Origin of the sequence: Treponema pectinovorum, assembly GCF_900497595.1 — a bacterium.
GTDB lineage: Bacteria > Spirochaetota > Spirochaetia > Treponematales > Treponemataceae > Treponema_D > Treponema_D pectinovorum.
Map to the genome: position 1 here is coordinate 222,403 of NZ_UFQO01000001.1, position 18,719 is coordinate 241,121.

14 protein-coding genes, 2 tRNA genes and 1 other RNA gene are annotated in these 18,719 nt (G+C 35.7%); 13 read left to right on the forward strand and 4 right to left on the reverse strand.

Annotated features, from left to right (window positions below; genetic code table 11):
* Nucleotides 1-6 precede the first annotated feature (6 nt).
* Both FXX65_RS00995 and FXX65_RS01000 read left to right on the forward strand, forming a co-directional pair.
* Nucleotides 7-2,583, forward strand: coding sequence for an ATP-dependent Clp protease ATP-binding subunit (locus FXX65_RS00995; RefSeq protein ID WP_147614701.1), 2,577 nt, complete (start codon nt 7-9; stop codon nt 2,581-2,583).
* A gap of 8 nt (nt 2,584-2,591) precedes the next feature.
* Nucleotides 2,592-3,884, forward strand: a complete 1,293-nt coding sequence (locus FXX65_RS01000; RefSeq protein ID WP_147614702.1) for a valine--pyruvate transaminase — start codon at nt 2,592-2,594, stop codon at nt 3,882-3,884.
* Between the two features lie 347 nt (nt 3,885-4,231).
* Here FXX65_RS01000 and FXX65_RS01005 read toward each other — a convergent pair whose 3' ends face one another.
* Both FXX65_RS01005 and FXX65_RS01010 read right to left on the reverse strand, forming a co-directional pair.
* Nucleotides 4,232-5,011: an outer membrane lipoprotein-sorting protein gene (locus FXX65_RS01005; RefSeq protein WP_147614703.1), complete on the reverse strand. Its 780-nt coding sequence runs from the start codon at nt 5,009-5,011 to the stop codon at nt 4,232-4,234.
* A 23-nt stretch (nt 5,012-5,034) separates the two neighbouring features.
* Nucleotides 5,035-8,037, reverse strand: coding sequence for an efflux RND transporter permease subunit (locus tag FXX65_RS01010; RefSeq protein ID WP_147614704.1), 3,003 nt, complete (start codon nt 8,035-8,037; stop codon nt 5,035-5,037).
* A 217-nt stretch (nt 8,038-8,254) separates the two neighbouring features.
* On the opposite strand from FXX65_RS01010, the gene FXX65_RS01015 reads away from it, so the two are divergent.
* The gene (locus FXX65_RS01015; protein WP_147614705.1) at nt 8,255-8,626 is read left to right on the forward strand and encodes an ArsR/SmtB family transcription factor; all 372 of its coding nucleotides are present in this window, start codon (nt 8,255-8,257) and stop codon (nt 8,624-8,626) included.
* Nucleotides 8,627-8,703: 77 nt separating this feature from the next.
* Here the strand turns inward: FXX65_RS01015 and FXX65_RS01020 are convergent, their stop codons facing one another.
* Nucleotides 8,704-10,092: a CCA tRNA nucleotidyltransferase gene (locus FXX65_RS01020; protein WP_408057335.1), complete on the reverse strand. Its 1,389-nt coding sequence runs from the start codon at nt 10,090-10,092 to the stop codon at nt 8,704-8,706.
* Between the two features lie 49 nt (nt 10,093-10,141).
* The gene (locus FXX65_RS01025) at nt 10,142-10,552 is read right to left on the reverse strand and encodes a hypothetical protein (RefSeq protein ID WP_147614706.1); all 411 of its coding nucleotides are present in this window, start codon (nt 10,550-10,552) and stop codon (nt 10,142-10,144) included.
* 48 nt (nt 10,553-10,600) lie between these two features.
* Between FXX65_RS01025 and FXX65_RS01030 the strand changes: the two genes are divergently transcribed.
* From FXX65_RS01030 to rnpB, 10 genes are all read left to right on the forward strand, one after another.
* Nucleotides 10,601-11,419: a hypothetical protein gene (locus FXX65_RS01030; RefSeq protein WP_147614707.1), complete on the forward strand. Its 819-nt coding sequence runs from the start codon at nt 10,601-10,603 to the stop codon at nt 11,417-11,419.
* A 12-nt stretch (nt 11,420-11,431) separates the two neighbouring features.
* Nucleotides 11,432-11,806 carry a chorismate mutase gene (gene aroH / locus FXX65_RS01035; protein WP_147614708.1) on the forward strand — a complete coding sequence of 125 codons (375 nt, stop codon included), beginning with the start codon at nt 11,432-11,434 and terminating at the stop codon, nt 11,804-11,806.
* 109 nt (nt 11,807-11,915) lie between these two features.
* A tRNA-Thr gene (locus FXX65_RS01040) sits at nt 11,916-11,988 on the forward strand.
* Between the two features lie 9 nt (nt 11,989-11,997).
* Nucleotides 11,998-12,079: transfer RNA gene (locus FXX65_RS01045), tRNA-Tyr, on the forward strand.
* Between the two features lie 309 nt (nt 12,080-12,388).
* Entirely contained in the window at nt 12,389-12,604 is a 216-nt protein-coding gene (locus tag FXX65_RS01050; RefSeq protein WP_147614709.1) for a hypothetical protein, read from the forward strand.
* Nucleotides 12,601-13,656: an endolytic transglycosylase MltG gene (mltG, locus tag FXX65_RS01055; RefSeq protein WP_147614710.1), complete on the forward strand. Its 1,056-nt coding sequence runs from the start codon at nt 12,601-12,603 to the stop codon at nt 13,654-13,656. Before FXX65_RS01050 ends, mltG begins: the two co-directional genes overlap by 4 nt.
* Nucleotides 13,657-13,658: 2 nt before the next feature.
* Complete coding sequence (gene dnaG, locus FXX65_RS01060) at nt 13,659-15,467, forward strand: DNA primase (protein WP_147614711.1); 1,809 nt, start codon at nt 13,659-13,661, stop codon at nt 15,465-15,467.
* Between the two features lie 41 nt (nt 15,468-15,508).
* Nucleotides 15,509-17,263 carry an RNA polymerase sigma factor RpoD gene (rpoD, locus tag FXX65_RS01065; RefSeq protein WP_147614712.1) on the forward strand — a complete coding sequence of 585 codons (1,755 nt, stop codon included), beginning with the start codon at nt 15,509-15,511 and terminating at the stop codon, nt 17,261-17,263.
* An 80-nt stretch (nt 17,264-17,343) separates the two neighbouring features.
* Nucleotides 17,344-18,222: a zinc ribbon domain-containing protein gene (locus FXX65_RS01070; RefSeq protein ID WP_147612532.1), complete on the forward strand. Its 879-nt coding sequence runs from the start codon at nt 17,344-17,346 to the stop codon at nt 18,220-18,222.
* A 64-nt stretch (nt 18,223-18,286) separates the two neighbouring features.
* An RNA gene (gene rnpB / locus FXX65_RS01075) (RNase P RNA component class A) lies at nt 18,287-18,684 on the forward strand.
* Nucleotides 18,685-18,719: the final 35 nt, after the last annotated feature.

The window sequence follows — 18,719 nt, forward strand, 5'->3', positions numbered from 1 at the left end:
ATGAGTATGAAGAAAATTTCACCTAGAATACAACGAATATTTATTTTGGCACAGGACGAAGGGCACAGAAGTGGCTCAACAGAACTCTTGCCAGAACATGTTTTGCTTGCTCTTTTAAAAATGGCAGATGGGCTTGGATACACGATGCTTCAAGATTTAGCGCTCAACGTTTTGACCTTTCAACTTGCAATAGAGCAGAGCCTTGTTGTTCGAAATGCGATAAATGAGCTTTCAGAATTGCCGCTTTCGAGAAGGCTTAGAACTGTTATGGATATTGCAGCCCTAGAATCAAGCACTTTAAGAAACGATTATATTGGAACGGAACATTTTTTAATTGCAAGTTCAAGAGAAGAAGGAAGTGCATCGTACAAATTTTTTGCTCGTCAGGAAATTACAACTGATATCCTAAGAAATGTAGCAAAAAATGTTCAAGAGCATTTTAATTCCAGTGCAAATATGAACTTTAATCAATTAAATCAGATTGAAAACACTGCACAAAAAATTTCTGATGGCACGGAAATTTTCCAAAATCAAGCCTTCTCTCCAGAATTTAAAGATTTAAAAAAGAAACAAAACACGCAACAATCTTCATTCTTATCACAATTCAGCAGAGATTTAACTGCTCTTTCAAAAGAGAATGCTTTAGACCCTGTCGTTGGTCGTTCAAAAGAAATCGATAGAGTCATTCAGATTTTAAGCCGAAGGACGAAGAATAATCCTGTTTTAATCGGAGAACCTGGAGTTGGAAAAACTGCGATAGTCGAGGGGCTTGCCCAAAAGATTTCAAAGGGAAATGTTCCATTCAATCTTTTAAAAAAGAGAGTTCTCCTGCTTGATATGGCAGCTTTGGTTGCAGGAACAAAATATAGAGGCGAATTTGAAGAGCGAATGAAAAGGATGATGAAAGAAATCCTTGAAGATAAAAATATCATCTTATTCATAGACGAATTACATACGATAATCGGTGCTGGAGGTCCAGAAGGTGCAATGGATGCTTCCAACATATTGAAGCCTGCTTTAAGCCGTGGAGAAATTCAAATAATCGGTGCTACGACGACAAAAGAGTATCGCAAGTATTTTGAAAAAGATACTGCATTGGAAAGGCGATTCCAAAGTGTAAAAGTTGAAGAGCCTTCTTTTTATGATACGATAGAAATTTTAAATGGACTAAAACAAAAATATGAAGAATTTCACGGAGTTTGCTACGATGATGACGTAATTCCTACAATCGTGAAATTTGCGGAGCGCTATATTCCAGAGCGATTTTTACCAGACAAAGCGATAGACATTTTGGATGAGGCTGGAAGCGCAAAAAAAATAAATGAATCAGCTCAACCGACAGAGCTTGCAGAACTTGAAAAATCTATTGAACAGCTTAGCAGCGAAAAAAAAGAACTTGTTGCAAATCAGAATTATGAAAAAGCCGCAGAAATCCGCGATAAAGTTCGTGAATTAAAATTAAAATTGGAAGATTTTTCAACTTATTGGAAAAATAATTCCAGTTCATTAAAAAAGAAAGTAAGTGTAAAAGATGTCTGCGCGATAATTGCAAACATGACTGGAATTCCGCTTGAGCAATTAGATGCAAACGAAGCACACAGGCTTCTTTCTATGGAAAATTACTTGCACAAAAGCGTAATAGGTCAAGATGAAGCGATAAAGGTTTTAAGCGGTGCAATTAGGCGAAGCAGGGCAGGTGTAAGTTCTTCTGACAGACCTTTGGGGTCATTCATATTTTTAGGTCCAACAGGTGTTGGAAAAACTCAACTTGCAAAATCGCTTGCAGAATTTTTATTTGGAACAAAAGATTCTCTAATAAGAATCGACATGTCCGACTATATGGAAAAGCACAATGCAAGCCGTTTGGTAGGCGCGCCTCCAGGATATGTTGGTTTTGACGAAGGCGGAATTCTTACAGAAAAAGTTCGACAGCATCCGTACAGCGTTGTTTTGCTCGACGAAATAGAAAAAGCACATCCGGATGTCTTTAATCTGCTTTTGCAACTGCTAGAAGAAGGTGAGTTGAGCGACAATTTTGGTCATACAGTAAACTTTAGAAATACCGTCATAATAATGACGAGCAACGCTGGTGCCAGACAAGTAAATTCAGAACACAGACTGGGCTTTAGTTCCAGCCAGGATGGACTTTTGCCTTACACAGAAATAAAAGCCAACGCTATGGAAGAATTAAAGCGAATAATGCGTCCAGAATTTTTGAACAGAATAGACGACATAGTAGTTTTTGACGCTCTAAACCGCAAACAGATTTCTTCAATTCTCGATATTCAGCTTAAAGAACTCGAATCAAGGCTTTCAGAATTGCAACTTTCGCTTGTTGTAAAACCAAAGGCAAGGGAATATCTTTTGGATAACGGCTATGAGCCTTCGATGGGTGCAAGACCTATGCGCAGGCTTATTCAAAACGAAATAGAAGAGCAACTTTCACTTTTGATACTCGAAGGTAAAGTGCAAGAAAGCAAAAATGTTGTCGTAGATTTATCAAAAGGAAAAATCCTTGTAAAAACCCAAAAAAGCGAAATCGAACGAGAAGTTCAAAAAGAAAAAATAAAAGTTGAAGGTTAAATTTTAGGATGAATTTTAGCGATTTTGGAAATAAACTTTGCAGCAAATCAGGAATTTTACAGTTGATGGACGACATTGGCCGCCCTCTGCCAAAAGGTGTAAAACCCTACAGGCTCGGTGGCGGAAACCCTGCGATGATTCCAGAAATCTCTGCAATGTATCGAAACGAAATGAATAAGATAATGCAAAACGGTGATGAATTTGAAAAACTTATAGGACTTTACGATAGCCCTCAAGGAAGGATGCTATTCATCGAAACAGTTGCAGAATATCTTTCAAAAGCTTATGGCTGGAACATAACTGCGGAAAATGTTGCAATAACAAACGGAAGTCAAAGCGCTTGTTTTTATCTTTTTAATCTTCTTTCTGGAACTTTTACAGAGGGAACTAATACAATCAAAAAAAAGGTAGTTTTTCCGCTTGCACCAGAATACATAGGCTATTGCGATCAATCGATAGAAGAAGACACTTTTGTAAGCATTCCTGCAACCTGGCAAGAATACGGTGAAAACAGTTTTAAATATCACGTCAATTTCGATTTGCTCGAAGATTATATGCAAAAAAATCATAATATCGGAGCTCTTTGCGTAACCCGCCCGACAAACCCAACAGGAAACGTTTTAACAGACGATGAAATCGAAAAACTTTCTTCAATTTCAAAACGATATATGATTCCGCTTGTAATCGACAATGCGTATGGCTTACCCTGGCCAAATATCATCTTTACAGATTCTGCAACTCCTTATTACGACGAAAACATAATACTTTCGATGAGTTTAAGCAAAATAGGGCTACCTTCATTACGGACAGGAATAATAATCGCACCAAAACAAATCGTAACAGCACTTTCAAACCTGAATGCAATCGCTTCCCTTGCAAGCGGTTCTTTTGGGCAGGCACTTGCAGAAGATTTGATAAAAAACGGAACTCTTGTCGAAAATGCAAAGAATTTTGTGCGCCCGTATTACGAAAAAAAATCGAAAAAAGCGTTGGAGTCTTTTAAAAGGCATTTTGATTCAACACCTTACAGCGTGCACAAGAGCGAAGGTTCAATCTTCCAGTGGCTTTTGATGAAAGACCTAAAAATCCCGACTCTTGAGTTCTATTCCAGATTAAAAGAAAAAGGAGTCATCGTAGTTCCTGGCGAATATTTTTTCTTTGGAAACGACAAAAAATTCCTTCCGCCAATCGAAAATCATCCGCACTATTCAAAGTGCCTGCGCATAAATTACGGTGGCGACGAAAAGGAAGTTGACGAAGGCATAAAAATCATTGCAGAAACCTATAAAAACTTTATGTAAAAATCTCTTTTTTGAGAGGGCGTTTCGGCACAACTAAAAAGTTGTGCCGCCGGCTGTTCCGCCATTGCGCTATCGCTCCAGCCGCTTCCTTCACTCGTTGCACTCGTTCAGTCCAGTGGCCGCCTACGGCGTGGCTCCATAGCCTAACGCAAATAGATTTTGTAAACTAAGTTTCATAAAAAACTTATAAAAAAAACGGGCTGCTTTTTATTTTTAGGCAGCCCATTTTTATTTTATTTTCCTGTGTTCAAGAAATTTTGTGTGAATATTCTGTCAGGGATTGGTTTATTTTATTTTCCAGTGTTTAAAAAGTTTTGTGTGAATATTCTGTCAGGAATTGGTTTATTTTATTTTCCAGTGTTTAAAAAGTTTTGTGTGAATACTCTATCTGGAATTGGTTTGTCTACTACAATTTTTTTGATTTCGAGTTTTGTTTCGTGTCCTGTCTGTACGTTTTTCATGCTGTTTAAAGTTGGAATATCGTAAGATTGTCCAGATTCTCCTGTTATCTTTTCCAGTTTTTCGACAGTCAAAACTTTTAATAATTCTCCTTTTTTGTCATAAAGTTCCGCATAAACAGGAACCCAAGTTTCCTTATCAATCCATTGGATTCTCCAGCCATATTGACTGTCGGAAGGATTTATCGCTTTAGATTTTACAACGTAGCAGTTAAAACCGTTTTTTGTCTCTTCTTTTAAAAGTTCATGGGTGTCTACATCAATATCCCTTGTTGAAAGGTCATCGTATGAAGCGTCTGTTCCCATAAATGATTTTGAACCTTCTGCTGTAGAAACTCTTCTTGTTGAACGCAAATCTGGCAGATAGATAAATTTGTCGTCTGGAGAGTTGCCTTTATTTTCTTGCAACAAAAATCTGGTGTCTTTTACAGAAGCTGGGCTTAAAAATACCATAACCACCGCTTTGATTCCGTCTTTTGAACGCCCATATTGGCGAACCAGTCTGGTTTCTTTAGCACCATTTTTTTCAATCAAATCCATCTGAACTGCACTTTGTGTAAATGCAGGGTCTTTTACGTCCAATGCTTTTTGTACAACTTCTTTTCCGTCCATTGCAAAGAGAGAAATTGTAAAACTCAATGCTAAAAACTTTGAAATAATTTTTTTCATATTTTCCTCCAAATTATTTGTTTTTAATTTTCTGTAGAATCGGTTGTTGCCCATGCTTTTGGCTTTCCTTTGTGCAAAAATTGTGGGTCAAACAGGTTAAAAAGCCCCGGAATTACTGTCATAGCAAGAGTTGAGCTTGTAAACATAACTATTGCAACGAGTATTCCAATGTAGCGTAATACGACGAATTTGCTAAAGCACAAAACCAAAAATCCAAGTCCAACCGCAAGCGCATTTGTTATTATTCCGGCGCCACTGGAACGGAAAGTTTCTTTTGTGCAGTATTCGAGATTGTCGCTTTTTTGACGCAGCGATTTATATTCAGTCATAAAGTGAATCGTATAATCTATTCCAACACCAATCGCAACAGAGGCAATTATGCTCGTTATCAAATCGAGTTTAATTCCTGTAAAGCCCATGACCATATAGTTTAAGATGATTGTAAATGCCAGAGGAATTACACCTATAAAACCTGCAATAGCAGATTTAAAGCTTATAGAAATTATTATGAAAACCAACAAGAGCGACATTAAAAGGGAAGTTGTCTGGCTGGAAACTACAAGGTTTGTCATAACGTATTCCATTTCGCCTTCGCCAGTTGCTTCCATAAAGTATCCTTCTGGTAGATGAGATTTTGCATATTTTTCAAAACCTTTTAACATCTTCCCAACTTCCTGCGTAGAATTGGTTTTTATTTGAACCTGCATTCTTATTTCTGTTGGGGTATAGTTTGTCTGGTCATCTGTAAAACGCTTCATTGAGTCGCCAAGCATCATAGTATAGTTGGAAATTATGCCAGACAGTTCTTCGCGCTTTGCTTTCATGTATTTTTCTGGTTCATAAGGAATTTCATAGAAAGCACTGCCGTTATAATTCATCTCTCTTTGCAAAGTTTTTACAAAATCTTCAACAGTTGCTCTTTTTCCACCTGCAAGCGAATATGCTTTTGCAAGCAAATCCTGAATATCTTTTCCTGTCAAATTCTGCTCCAGCTTTTCTTGATACGCTTTGTTTGGATCTGTAAAATCCACTTGTTGCTGTGTTTCTACTGTAGAAACTCCTTGCCCAAAATCTCCAAGGTCATCTGCAAAGTCAAAGTCTCCCAGATCATCTTCAAATGCTTCGCCTGTGGATGAAGTTTCTTCGCTTGCAAGCTGTGCACCAGGAGCATTCCAAGTCTGGTTTATTCTTTTTATGGAATCCGTGTAAGACACTGCTTTTCCAACAAGCGGATATTTATCTGTAATCCATTTTTCCATATTGTCGACCGCTTTTAGAGCTTGTGGATTTGTCATATCTGGCAGGGTGCGACTTTCTGCAAGCAGTGAATCAGCTTTTTGTGTTAAATCTTCAATTTTGTTTTTTGTTGCTTCATCAATTTCTTTACCTTCAAAAGATTTCCTGAGCGAATCTGCCTCATCGTAAAGTTTTTGTGCTTCTTCTTTTTTTATTGAAGCTGGGGATTTTATCAAAAGATAGACTGCATTTGTTCCAGCAAAATTTTCGTTTACATAGTTTATATCCTGTCTTAGACGGCTGCTTTTTGGAAAGTAGTTTACCATCGAAGTGTCAATTACCAATTCTGAAAGACCTAAAGCAGAAAAAATGACAATTATTACCGAAAAAATTATCATCCTTGGTTTTGTGCCACAGAAAAAATGATAGATGCTGTATAAAGTTCCGCCTAAGCCTTGGTCATCTACAGCTCTTTTTAGAGTAGTGATTGTCGCATCAAATTTTTGGTCGTCGCTCATATCAGAAGCGATTATCATTGCGGTTTCTTTTTTGATTTTTGAAGTTTCAACTTTTTCAAGGCGGCGTTTTACCTTTGCTGTAATTCTTTCCATGCGACGACTTCGCTTTCCGATGTTTTCAATCTTTTTAAAAGAAAGCATCGCAGGAATGACCGTTACAGAAAGCAATAATGAAAAACAAATTCCTAATGCGGTAAAAATTGCAAAACTAAACAGAGGACGAATAGGGCTTGTAACAAGTGATATAAAACCTACAACGGTTGTAACCGCAGAAAGCAGAACTGCAATCCAAACGTTATCAAGACCTTGTATTATCGTTTGCAAATGGCTTTCTTTTGTAAATTCTTTTTTTTCTTTTTTGTTTATTTCTGTCTGTTTGTCTACCGCGATATAATAGTGCGTTAAAACGTGTATACCGTATGCTGAACCACAACCTATCAGTGCTACAGGAATTACAGAAGAAACGAGAGAAAATTCAATTCCAGTTAAAGCCATAATTCCAACAGACCAAACTGTACTCATCAATACTGTTATTAGAGGAAGAATTGTGCCGTCCATCGTGCTGAATGAAAAATAAAGCGATATTAAAACTACAAGAATTACAAGAGGAATTAAAACCGTAAGGTCTGACAAAAGATAAGATTTTGCGTCTTCAGAAATTACAGGATCACCATAAATCTTTACATCCAAATCAGTACCTTTTACATCTTCCATGACAATTGAGCGAACTTGTTTTAACGCTTCTTGCTGTGTTGCAAGGTCAACATTTGGATCTACGTTTAATGCAAGTTGAGTTCCTTTTCCGTCCTTGCTTATAACTACGAGGTTGTACATATCTTCCCAAGCGGTAAGCCTTTCTTGAATTAAAGCAAGATCATCATCTGTAATTGGCTCGGAAATATCTTTTTCTAAAACAGGGGCAACATTGATTGTGCCGTTGTTGCCTTCTATGTAGTCAATATTTACAAGCGATTGAATATTTGAAGTGTTGGGAACATTTTCAAGATCACTTGTAATCTTTCTTATAGTTTCAACGTATTCTTTTGTAAGTATAGTTTCTCCCTGTGTTTCAAAGGAAACTCCTATGTTTATCATGCTTCCAAATTTGTCTTCAGTTTTGTTAAGGCGTCTGTATGCTTCGTGATTTTGCGGAAAAAACTGGCGGATAGAACTTTCTATCCTTATCGTAGAAAGTGGAATTGCAAGCAAAATTGTAAGGATTATGCTTGTTGTCATAATGATTTTTGGGTGATGTAGTAGCTTTTTTAACATTTATAAAACCTCCGAAAAAAAATACTTGCTAAAAATGATAAAAGCGCATAATAATTATATTCGTCTAAAAGATTAAACTAATAAACCAAATATAATTTCTTTTTGCTTTAAAGGTCAATAAAAAATTGCATAACAATGCATTCATTTTTGATATTTTTATGAGGAAACTCGACTTTTAAATCAATATTTTTTATATTTGTAAAAATAAGAGGACATTATGATACACAAAGAAAAGATGCAGTCGGCTATAAAAAATTTTGAAGAATGTAGTCCGCTTTTTACCGCCTTGGGCGATAAGGTAAGACAAAAATTGATTTTGGATCTTGCCGATGCAGGATTTAAAGGAATAAATGTTCAAAATTTAGCCGCAAAGAGCCTTTTAAGCAGGCCAGCAATAAGTCATCACCTTAAGTTACTAAAAGATGCAGGGATTGTGGACTTAACAAAAAAAGGAACAGAAAGTTTTTATAGGCTTTGCATTGTCGATAAATTGCCAATTTTTAAAAGGCTCATAGAAGATATTGAAAGCATAATAGCCGACATGGACGATGATGAAAGAAAATTTTTTTATAGAAAAACAAGCGAATAGATTTTATAAATGCATTCTTTCAATATAAAAAACTAAAAAATCGCACTTTTGTAGTGAGGGGAATCGAAGAGAACTCTTTATTTTAGATTCTGTGCGATTTTTAGAAGTTTTTCTTTTTCGTTCATGGCCGGGTCGTCGAGAACGGTTTGCAAAAGTTCGTCCAAGATTATTCCAATTTTTTTTCCAGGTTTTATCCCTAGTGAGATTAAATCTTTCCCATTTACTGCTAAATCTTTTAAACTTAAAGCAGAATTTTCTTGTTCAATTTTTTGGATTCGTTTTTTTAATTCCAAAATATTTTTTGTAACAGGACTTAAAGGACCTGCCTTTTCCCGATTTTTACCGTAATTGTCTGCAATCCTAAGGGCAAAAAGGTCGTCGATATAATCAAGCCCAACTCGAACTATGAATCTTCTAACTGCGGAGTCTGTCCAAGTTGGCTCAAAATAAAACATGTGTTCTTTTATCAGATGGCAAATTTTACCAATCTGTACGTTTGAAAATTTTAATCTTGTCAAAATCTTTTCTGCTTTTTTTTCAGAATATTCTTCGTGTCTCCAAAAGTGAATCAATTCCACTTTTTCTCCTTTTTTAAAAGGATTTTCTTCTATCGATACGGTTCTTGCATCAACTTTTCCGACATCGTGCAACAAGGCTGCAAGGCGAACTATATAATTGTCTTGAGGAGCCCCATCGCATGAATAAACGCTGTGGTCAAAAACATCATAATGATGAAATCCCCGTACATCTTCTTGTGTTACTCCGCGACATTGCGCTAATTCTGGAATAAACTGTTTTAAAATTCCTGTTTCTTCCATCATAAAAAGCGCTTTTGAAGGCAAGGGACTTTCCATTATCTTTATGAGCTCATCCCTAAAACGTTCCAGCGAAATTGAAGCGATTTTTTTTTGAATTTCATCTTCAAATATCGCTGAATATGTATCTTTTTCTATACTAAAATCCAGTTGACTTGCAAATCTCAAGCATCTTACAGGTCTTAAGCCGTCTTCTAAAAATCTTTCGTGTGCGTTTCCTACAGTTTTTATGATTTTATTTTTAATGTCTTTTTGTCCATCGTAAGGATCTTCTATGTGTCCATCTTTTAGGCTTGCCGCGATTGCATTCATCGTAAAATCGCGCCTGCCTAAATCGTCTTTTAAAGAAGATGAAAAAATTACTTTGTCAGGGTGCCTTCCGTCTGAATAACCTTCGTCAAAACGGTACGTTGTAACTTCTATCTGCTTTTTCATAAAAAAAACGGTTACAGTTCCATGTGCAATTCCTGTTGGTATAACTTTTTTAAAAAGCTTTGTAACATCTTGAGGTTTTGCATTTGTCGTTATATCCCAGTCGCTCGCTTTTTTCCCAAGCAAAATATCTCTAACCGCGCCGCCTACCAGATATGCTTCAAAACCGTTTGCGGCAAATATTTCATTCATTTTTTTTAATTCGTCTGGTATTCGTATCTTTTTCAAGTAAATCACCCTTATAAAAATGCTTTCAATCTTGTAAAAATCAAATTCCTTCTGTAAGAACTTCTACAAAATTTGTTGCAAGGCTTATCGCTAAAGCCAAGACAAAAAATACAATAAAAATTACAAGATGAACATAAAAAAAAAGTTTTTTTGTAGCAACTATGTAATAAATGCATTCAATAGTCGCTGCTAAAGCGAAAAATGCCATTCCAATCGCAGTGCAAGAGCTTAGAAAGAGAATTAACTTTAAATTTTCATCCAAAAAATTTTGAACATTTCCAGAAAAAAACAGAAAAAGTTGTGCAATCAGCAAAAAAAGGAAAAAAAAGAAACCTCGTCTTGTAAGCGATAAGAGAGTTGGTAATTTTCTAAAAATAGAAAATTGTGAGATTTTAATTATTCTTTTTGAATGTGATTTTTTCTTAGAATCTTTCATCTTGTTTTTGAGCATTGTTTTGTTATAAAATTGCTTACTTTATTATATATAAAAAGGTGGGGTATGAAAAAGGGTTTTATCAGCATTGTAATAGTTTTATTGTTTTCAGGTTTTGTTTTTTATTTGGGGTTTGTAAGTTTTTCTGTTCCAGCAGGAAAATATGCAGTTATGACTTCTAAAACTTCTGGAGTATATAAATCTGTAATTGAAAATTCAAAATTTACTTGGCGCTGGGAAAAAGTCATTCCAAAAAATGCAAGTCTCTATGTTTTTTCATTAGAACCTTATGTTTGCAGAAAGTCTTTTACAGGTGCTCTTCCTTCTGCTGATATTTATTCATCGCTGGTTATGGGAAACCCTGATTTTAAATACAAATTTGATTTTGACATTTACCTAAAAATTGAAAAAGAAAATCTGGTTGACTTGGTTAAAAACGAAAATGTAAAAAATCAGGAAGAATTAGACAATTTTCTTGAAGCAACTGGAGCAAAAATTTCGCAGGATTTAAGTCAATACATAATCAAAATGAACGAAAATACTGTAATCGCTTCTTACGACATACAAGAAATTTTAAAAGATTTAGATTTTTCTAAAAAATATCCGCTTGTAAAAGTGACTTCCGTTACAGTAAAAAATGCTTCCGTTCCAGATTTAAATCTCTATAATATTGCAAAAAATTCCTATGAAAAATTTCAGGATTTAATCGACAAAAAATTGGCAGAAGCGGCAAATGAGCAATCTCAAAGAATTATGAGCGATGAGCGTTCTCTAAAAAAATTGGAAAAAATAGGCGAGCTCTTAAAAAAATATCCTGAATTAAATTCGCTCTTTTCAAATTCAACAACTGCAGAAGTTATAAAATCGTTAAATGAATTAAAATAAAAAGGAAAATTTATGAGACTTTACGGAATTCGCGGAGCAACTGGCGCGCAAAACACAAAAGAATCTATCACAAAAAACATTATTGAACTTTGTTCTAAAATATTTAAAGAAAATAAGATTTTAGCAAAAGATATAGTTTCCATTCAATTTACGCTTACAAAAGATTTAACAGTGCTAAATCCTGCTTCTGCGCTTAGAAAAGGCGGGGATTGCGGAATAGATGTTTCTGAAGTTCCTCTTTTTTGCAGTCAAGAAGTCGATATCGAAGGTTCACCTGAAAAAATGATAAGGGTTTTAATAACTTCTTATCTTGAAGACGAGGCAACTGTAAAACCTATTTACATAAATGGTGCAGAAAAATTGCGCCCAGATTTAAAAATTAAATAAAATTTGCTAAAAACGATATTGACACTTTTTTGGTCGTTTGTTATATTACTAGCACGTTACGCAAGATATTTGAGTTAAGACTTAAATGCTTGCGAGAAATATTAAAAATGCTGCCTTAGCTCAGTTGGTAGAGCACGTGATTTGTAATCTCGGGGTCGAGGGTCCGAGTCCTTCAGGCAGCTTTTTTTATTGGGGAGTTTCCCGAGTGGTCAAAGGGGACAGACTGTAAATCTGCTGCCTAGTGCTTCGTAGGTTCGAATCCTTCACTCCCCAGTTGAGCCTTGAAAATTTAATTCAAGGCTTTTTTTATCTAAAATTGTCTTTCCATAAAAATCAAAAATGGATTTTTCAGATTAGAGTTTTATCAATTTACTTTCTGCGTTATGTGTTCATATAATTTTTCAAATATTTTAACTAATCGCTACAATTTAAAATGACGGGGAAAAAATTACTTATTATATTATATTTTATGGAATATTTTAGGTTGAATATTTTAATTCAATAAAAAATGGCATAAAAAGATAAAACTATTTGTAAAAGGTTGCATTTTATTTTGATTTATAAAAAAAAGAGAGTTTATTTATGAGTTTAAAAATGGATGATGAGCCAATGCGCGAAGTTGAGTTGGAGTCGAGTTTTAATTATAATTTTTCGGAAAATGAAACCGCTCTTCTTGCAAAATTTTTAAGGAAAAATCAAAATCAACTTCCAGAAGGTTTAGAAGCGTTCGCTAGAAAATTGGAGTTGTTTATTTACAGTAATATGTCAATCGATGAGGTTGAAAAATTTTATTTATGAAAAAAAAATCTTTTACTTCAAAAATATTCTTAATTTTACCGATTTTTGTAATCTTTTTTCTTCTGGGGCTTTCGTTTGTGAACTTATACGTTCCCCTTTCATTAAAAAAAACGGAAGAAAAAATTCGGGTTGAGATTCCTGCTGGAACGAGTGCAAAAAAAATTGCTCATATTTTAAAACAGAAAAATCTCATCCGTTCAGAGAAGTTTTTTTATCTTTCTTCTCGATTCCCTTTTGTTTTTGCTCATTCAAATCCTTATTCTCTAAAATCTGGGGTTTATAAAATTTCTTCTGATATGTCTGTAAAGCAAATATTGGCTTTGCTGGAATCTGGTCAGAACGAATACATAAAAACCGTTTTTCCAGAAGGACTTACAACTTCAAAAATTGCAGAGATTTTACAGGAAAAGGGTGTTTGTAGCAAAGATGATTTTATCCTTGCTTCAAAAAATGAATCTCTTTTAAAAAAATATTCTATCCCTGCTAAAAATTTTGAGGGCTTTTTATTTCCCGACACTTATTTTTTTACTCCAAATATGGATGCAACAAAAGTGCTCGATATGATGGTCAATAATTTTTTCTCCAAAGTGAATACAATTCCTCAGTTTCAGGGAAAAACTGTAAGTGAATATTATAAAACTGTTATCTTAGCTTCAATCGTAGAGCGCGAATATCGCCTTGAAGAAGAAGCCCCTTTGATTGCAAGCGTTTTTACAAACAGGCTTCAAAAAAACATTGGTCTTTATTCCTGTGCAACGATTGAATATGTCATTACGGAAATAATGGGAAAACCTCATCCTGATGTCATAAAGTATGAAGATTTAAAGATAGATTCGCCTTACAATACATACAAGTGGGCAGGATTAACTCCAACTCCAATTTCAAATCCTGGACTGGTCGCTTTAGAAGCCGCGGCAAATCCTCCAAAAACCGGCTATTATTTTTTTACTTTAGCCGATGAGAGAAGAGGAAATCATATTTTTACTAAGAATTTTACTTCTCATATTCAGGCGGGAAGCAATTTTAAAACAAAGAAGGTGGCATCTTTTTAAGAATGGCAGGTTTTATCTCTCAAGAATCGATAGATGCTGTAAAAAATGCAGCAGACATAGTTTCTGTAGTAAGTGAATATGTAAAATTAGACAAAAGAGGCTCAGAATTCTGGGGATGCTGTCCTTTTCACGGAGAAAAAACGGCATCGTTTCATGTTGTTCCTGAAAAAAACGCATATTATTGTTTTGGCTGTCATGTTGGAGGAACTTCTTCGATAAAATTCATTCAAGAAATCGAAAAACTGACTTTTCCAGAAGCGGTCGATTTTCTTGCAAAAAAATTTGGTGTTGCTTTACGATACGAAGATTCTGGAAATATCGAATACAAAGTTGACCGCACAAAAGATGATTTAAAAAATCTTTACAACAGGCTTGCAGGCACTTTTAACTACATGCTAACTCAATCAGAACAGGGAAAAATGGCACTTGCCTATATAAAATCGCGGGGAATTACAGACGATGTTATTGAAAAGTTTAAATTTGGTTATGCTCCAGATGATAAATATTGGTTAAAAAGATTTCTTCTTGGAAAAAACTTTACGGAAGATTTGCTCTCAAAATCTGGGCTTTTTTCAAAAAATTACAGGGATTTGAGTTTTTTTTCGGACAGGTTTATGATTCCGATTTTTGATGAAAGAGGCGACTGCGTTGCTATGAGTGGTCGAGTTATTCCTCCTGCTGACGAGTCGCAAAGAAAATATATAAACTCTCCGGAAACAATCATATATTCAAAAAAAACGACTTTGTTTGCGTTAAATCTTGCAAAAAAAACGATGGGGGAAAAAGGTTTTGCAATAATATGCGAAGGTCCAATGGACTGCATCGCCTATCATCAGGCAGGAATTACAAACGCAGTTGCTTCTTGTGGAACTTCTTTTACAGACGAGCATATAAAAAAACTAAAGCGTTATGCTTTTGACAAAAAAGAAGGCTCGTCCTGCGTCTATCTTTCGTTTGATTCGGATTCTGCCGGTAAAACTGCAACTTTAAAAGCGATTCTAGCCTGTAGAAGACAGTCAATCACTGTAAAGGTTATAAGGCTTAGAGGAGGGAAAGATCCTTCAGAAATTTTATTGAAATACGGTGCCGAAACATTGACGGCAGACGTGAATAACGCTATATTAGATTCCGATTATCTGTTTGAATCTTTGTCGCAAGAATATGCAATTGACACGCCAGAGGGCAAGGCTAAAGTCGCAATGGCTTATTTTCAGTACATAGATGCATTGCAAACTGATATTCAAAAAGAATCACACTTGGATCTGCTTTGCCAAAGGTTGAATCTATCTAGGCAAGCGGTTTTAAGGGATTATAACAACAGGGAAGAAGGACGAAAACGGTTAGAAAATCGTCAGGAAAATCGAAATCAAAAAGATTTTTCAATTCGTAAAGATGCGGAACTTCGAGCCTTGCTTGCAGTCATTGCAGACACGAATCAGTTTGAACTGATGAGGCGTGAGCTTAACGAAGATGTCTTTGAATCCCCACAAGCAAAAGAACTGTTCATTATTTTGGAGGAATGCTACCGACAAAAATCCCTTTCTTTTAGCACTATATGCGAGCGTTGTAAAAATCAAGAATTAGTCCAAATAATAACCGAAGGCGTTATGTCTGGCGAATATTCAAAAAACACGGAAAAGATTGTCAAAGACAGTATTAGGCTTATAAAGCAGAGGGATTTAATACGGCAAAGGGATTATATAATCGACAGGTTAAAAAAGTTGAATAAACCATCGACTCCTCAAGAACAAGAGGAACTAAAATCTCTTCTTCACGAAAAAATGAATATAGATAACCTTATAAACTCTTAAAAAGGTTTTTAAGGAAAATTTAAAATAAATGAGGGCAAAATATGGATCAAGAACTGGATCCCGCAGTTGCAAAACTTCTTGAATATGCAAAAGATAAACAGATAATTTCTTGGGACGAAATCAACGAGATTTTGGGACAGGATTTTGTAAATTCTCCTAACATGGAGGGTGTGCTTCAACTTTTAACTGCAAATAACATTCAGGTTATGGAAGAAGACACTCTTGAAGATGATGAAACCGAAGAAGAAATAGAAAACGATGAAGATTCAGAAGAAGGAGATGATGAAGACCGAATCGTAAACAGTGATAAAGAATCCAATGTTGACGATCCAATCCGTCTTTATCTGCGCGAAATTGGAAAAGAAAAACTTTTAACCGCAGAAGAAGAAGTAAAATATTCTAAAGAGATGGAAGATGGCGAAAACATCATAAAGGGTGTTATAAAAGACTCTGGCATGATGATTCCCGAATTTTTTTCTGTGGCACAAAAAGCGTTTACAAGAATAGATCCTCATGAGCCAGGAAAAGCACGAAAAGAGATAAACGAAGAGATGTCGGAAAAACGCCGCTTAAAAACTTGCTACTCTGAATGGTTAAAACCTGTTCTTCCAGATATGAAGCAGTACATCGCTTTAAAAAAGACTTTGTTCGAAGCTGAGCAGTCTGCTGATATTTTTGAAAATCCTCAATTAGAGGAATTGCGCATAAAAATTCTTCCAGGTTTAAAAGAAATTGAAATTCAGTCGGAAGAAATTGAACGCTTTAGCGACAGGTTTGAAGAGGCAACCGACAAAATAGAAGAATACAGGCACAATCAAGAAAAAAAGATGAAAGAGCTTAGAATTTCAAGTCCGTCGGAATTGAGAAATCTCGGACGAAAACTTGCAATTCACTCGCAGTCTATAAAACTTGAAAAAGATCTTGGAATGTCAAGCGATGAAATTCGCGATGTCTATACTCAGATTCAAAAAATAGACAGAAAATTGCGTCGCATGGAATACGATTTTGAAAACAGCGTTGAAGACATTTTAAAAAAAGCGAAAGAGATAGAACGCGGCAAGCGAATGATGGAAAAAGCAAAAAACAAGTTGATAAATGCAAACCTTCGTCTCGTCGTTTCTATCGCAAAAAAATACACAAACAGAGGTCTCCAATTTTTTGATTTGGTTCAAGAGGGGAATATCGGTCTTATAAAGGCAGTCGAAAAATTTGAATATCGAAAAGGATATAAATTTTCAACTTATGCTACTTGGTGGATTCGACAGGCCATAACTCGTTCAATTTCAGATCAGGCAAGAACGATTCGTGTTCCAGTTCACATGATTGAACAGATAAATAAGGTTGTTCGAGAAAGCCGCCAGTTGATGCAAAAATTAGGTCGAGAACCAAACGATGAAGAAATTGCTCAGCAACTTGGTTGGCCAGTTGCTCGCGTAAAGCAGGTAAAAAATGTCGCTCGAGAGCCAATCTCGCTTGAAACTCCTATCGGAGAAGAAGAAGACAGTCAGCTTGGAGATTTTATTGAAGATAAAGAAGTAGAAAATCCAGCAAATCAAACTGCATATAAAATGCTTCAGGAGCAGTTAAAGGAAGTTTTATCTTCTTTACCAGTTAGAGAGCAGGAAGTTTTAAAAATGCGCTTTGGTCTTGATGACGGCTACAGCCTTACGCTCGAAGAAGTCGGCTTGTATTTTAACGTAACACGTGAGCGAATCCGACAGATAGAAGCAAAAGCACTGCGACGACTTCGTCATCCTCGCAGGGCAAGTGGATTGAGAGATTATATCGAATCCTAATCTGCAATTTATGGCTTTATAGACATAAAAGAGTAATTTTTATATACTATTTTGACATTTTTACCTAGAGGTTTTTTTACATGGTAATGACAGAGGTTTTTGATAAACTTAAAGATTTGCAGGATGTGCTTGCAGAAAAATATGAGCTTGAATCAAAAATAAATGATTCTCCAAAACAGCTTTTAAGCCAAGATGAATTATTGGTTCGTCTTAGAAAGGAATTCCTTGAAACAAACGAATCTTATGAAAAAGTAAAGTCCGAAGTTGGGCAACTCCAGTTAGAACTTGACGAAGCAGAAAAATCACGTGAAGCAGGTGAAAAAGGAATGGATAACATTTCTACACACCGCGAATATGAAGCCCTTGAAAAGCAAATAAACGAAGCATCTGCAAGAGAAACTTCTTTGCGCAAAGATTTGCAGAAAAAAAATAAAGAACTTGAAGAATTAAACGAAAAACTTCGCATGGATGAAGAGATGATAAAGGCTCAGGAATCCGATTTGAATGCAAACAAGGCATCTTTAGACAGCGAAGTTGAAGGTTATAAAAATCAGTTGCAGCAGCTTAAATTGCGCGAAGATGAAATAACTCCAGGTTTGGATAGTGAAATCGTGTACAAATTCCAGAGAATAATTCAGCGCAATAGCGAAGGTATAGTTGCAGTTCGTAACGGAGTTTGCATGGGTTGCCACATGATTTTACCTGGTCAGTTTGCAAACGAAGTTCACGAAGGCGAAAAAATCTTGTTCTGCCCATATTGCAGTAGGATTCTTTATCACGAAGATGTTGCAGAAGGCGAAGAGAGTGATGATTTTCTTTCTATGGATGAAACAGGCTCTCTTGCTGATTTTGATGAAGAATTCGCTGACGAATTTGAAGATGAGTCTGAAGAAGATCGAGATATTGACGAAGATTCATCAGATGACGATGATGAAAAATCCATCACTTTTGAAGAGTAGATGTTGGTTTTATCGTTAAGAGCAGGAACTTTACGTTCCTGTTTTTTTTATTTAGAATTGCAAACAGAAAAGATATAATCGCGCTTTTGTGTTTTGATGAAAAATCACAAAGGTGAGGAAAGTCCGGGCTCCACCGGAAAAAATGCCTGGTAATAACAGGGCAAAAAACGGTAGTTGCGCAAATGCGTATAACCCGTCTTTTGACAGAAAGTGCCACAGAAAATAAACCGCCTTTTTAGGTAAGGGTGCAAAGGTGAGGTAAGAGCTCACCGCAAAATTGGTAACAGTTTTGGCAAGGCAAACCTCATTTGGAGCAAAGTCAAGCAGTGATTTGGTTTTCCGGACCTAAAAATCACGGGTAGACTGCTAAAGGCTTTTGGCGACAAAAGTTTTGGATAGATGGTTATGCGTCTAAATTTTTTTTAGACAGGACAGAACCCGGCTTATTGTCTTTTCTGTTTTTTTTATTTGATAAATTGTAAATAGAGTGCGGTGGA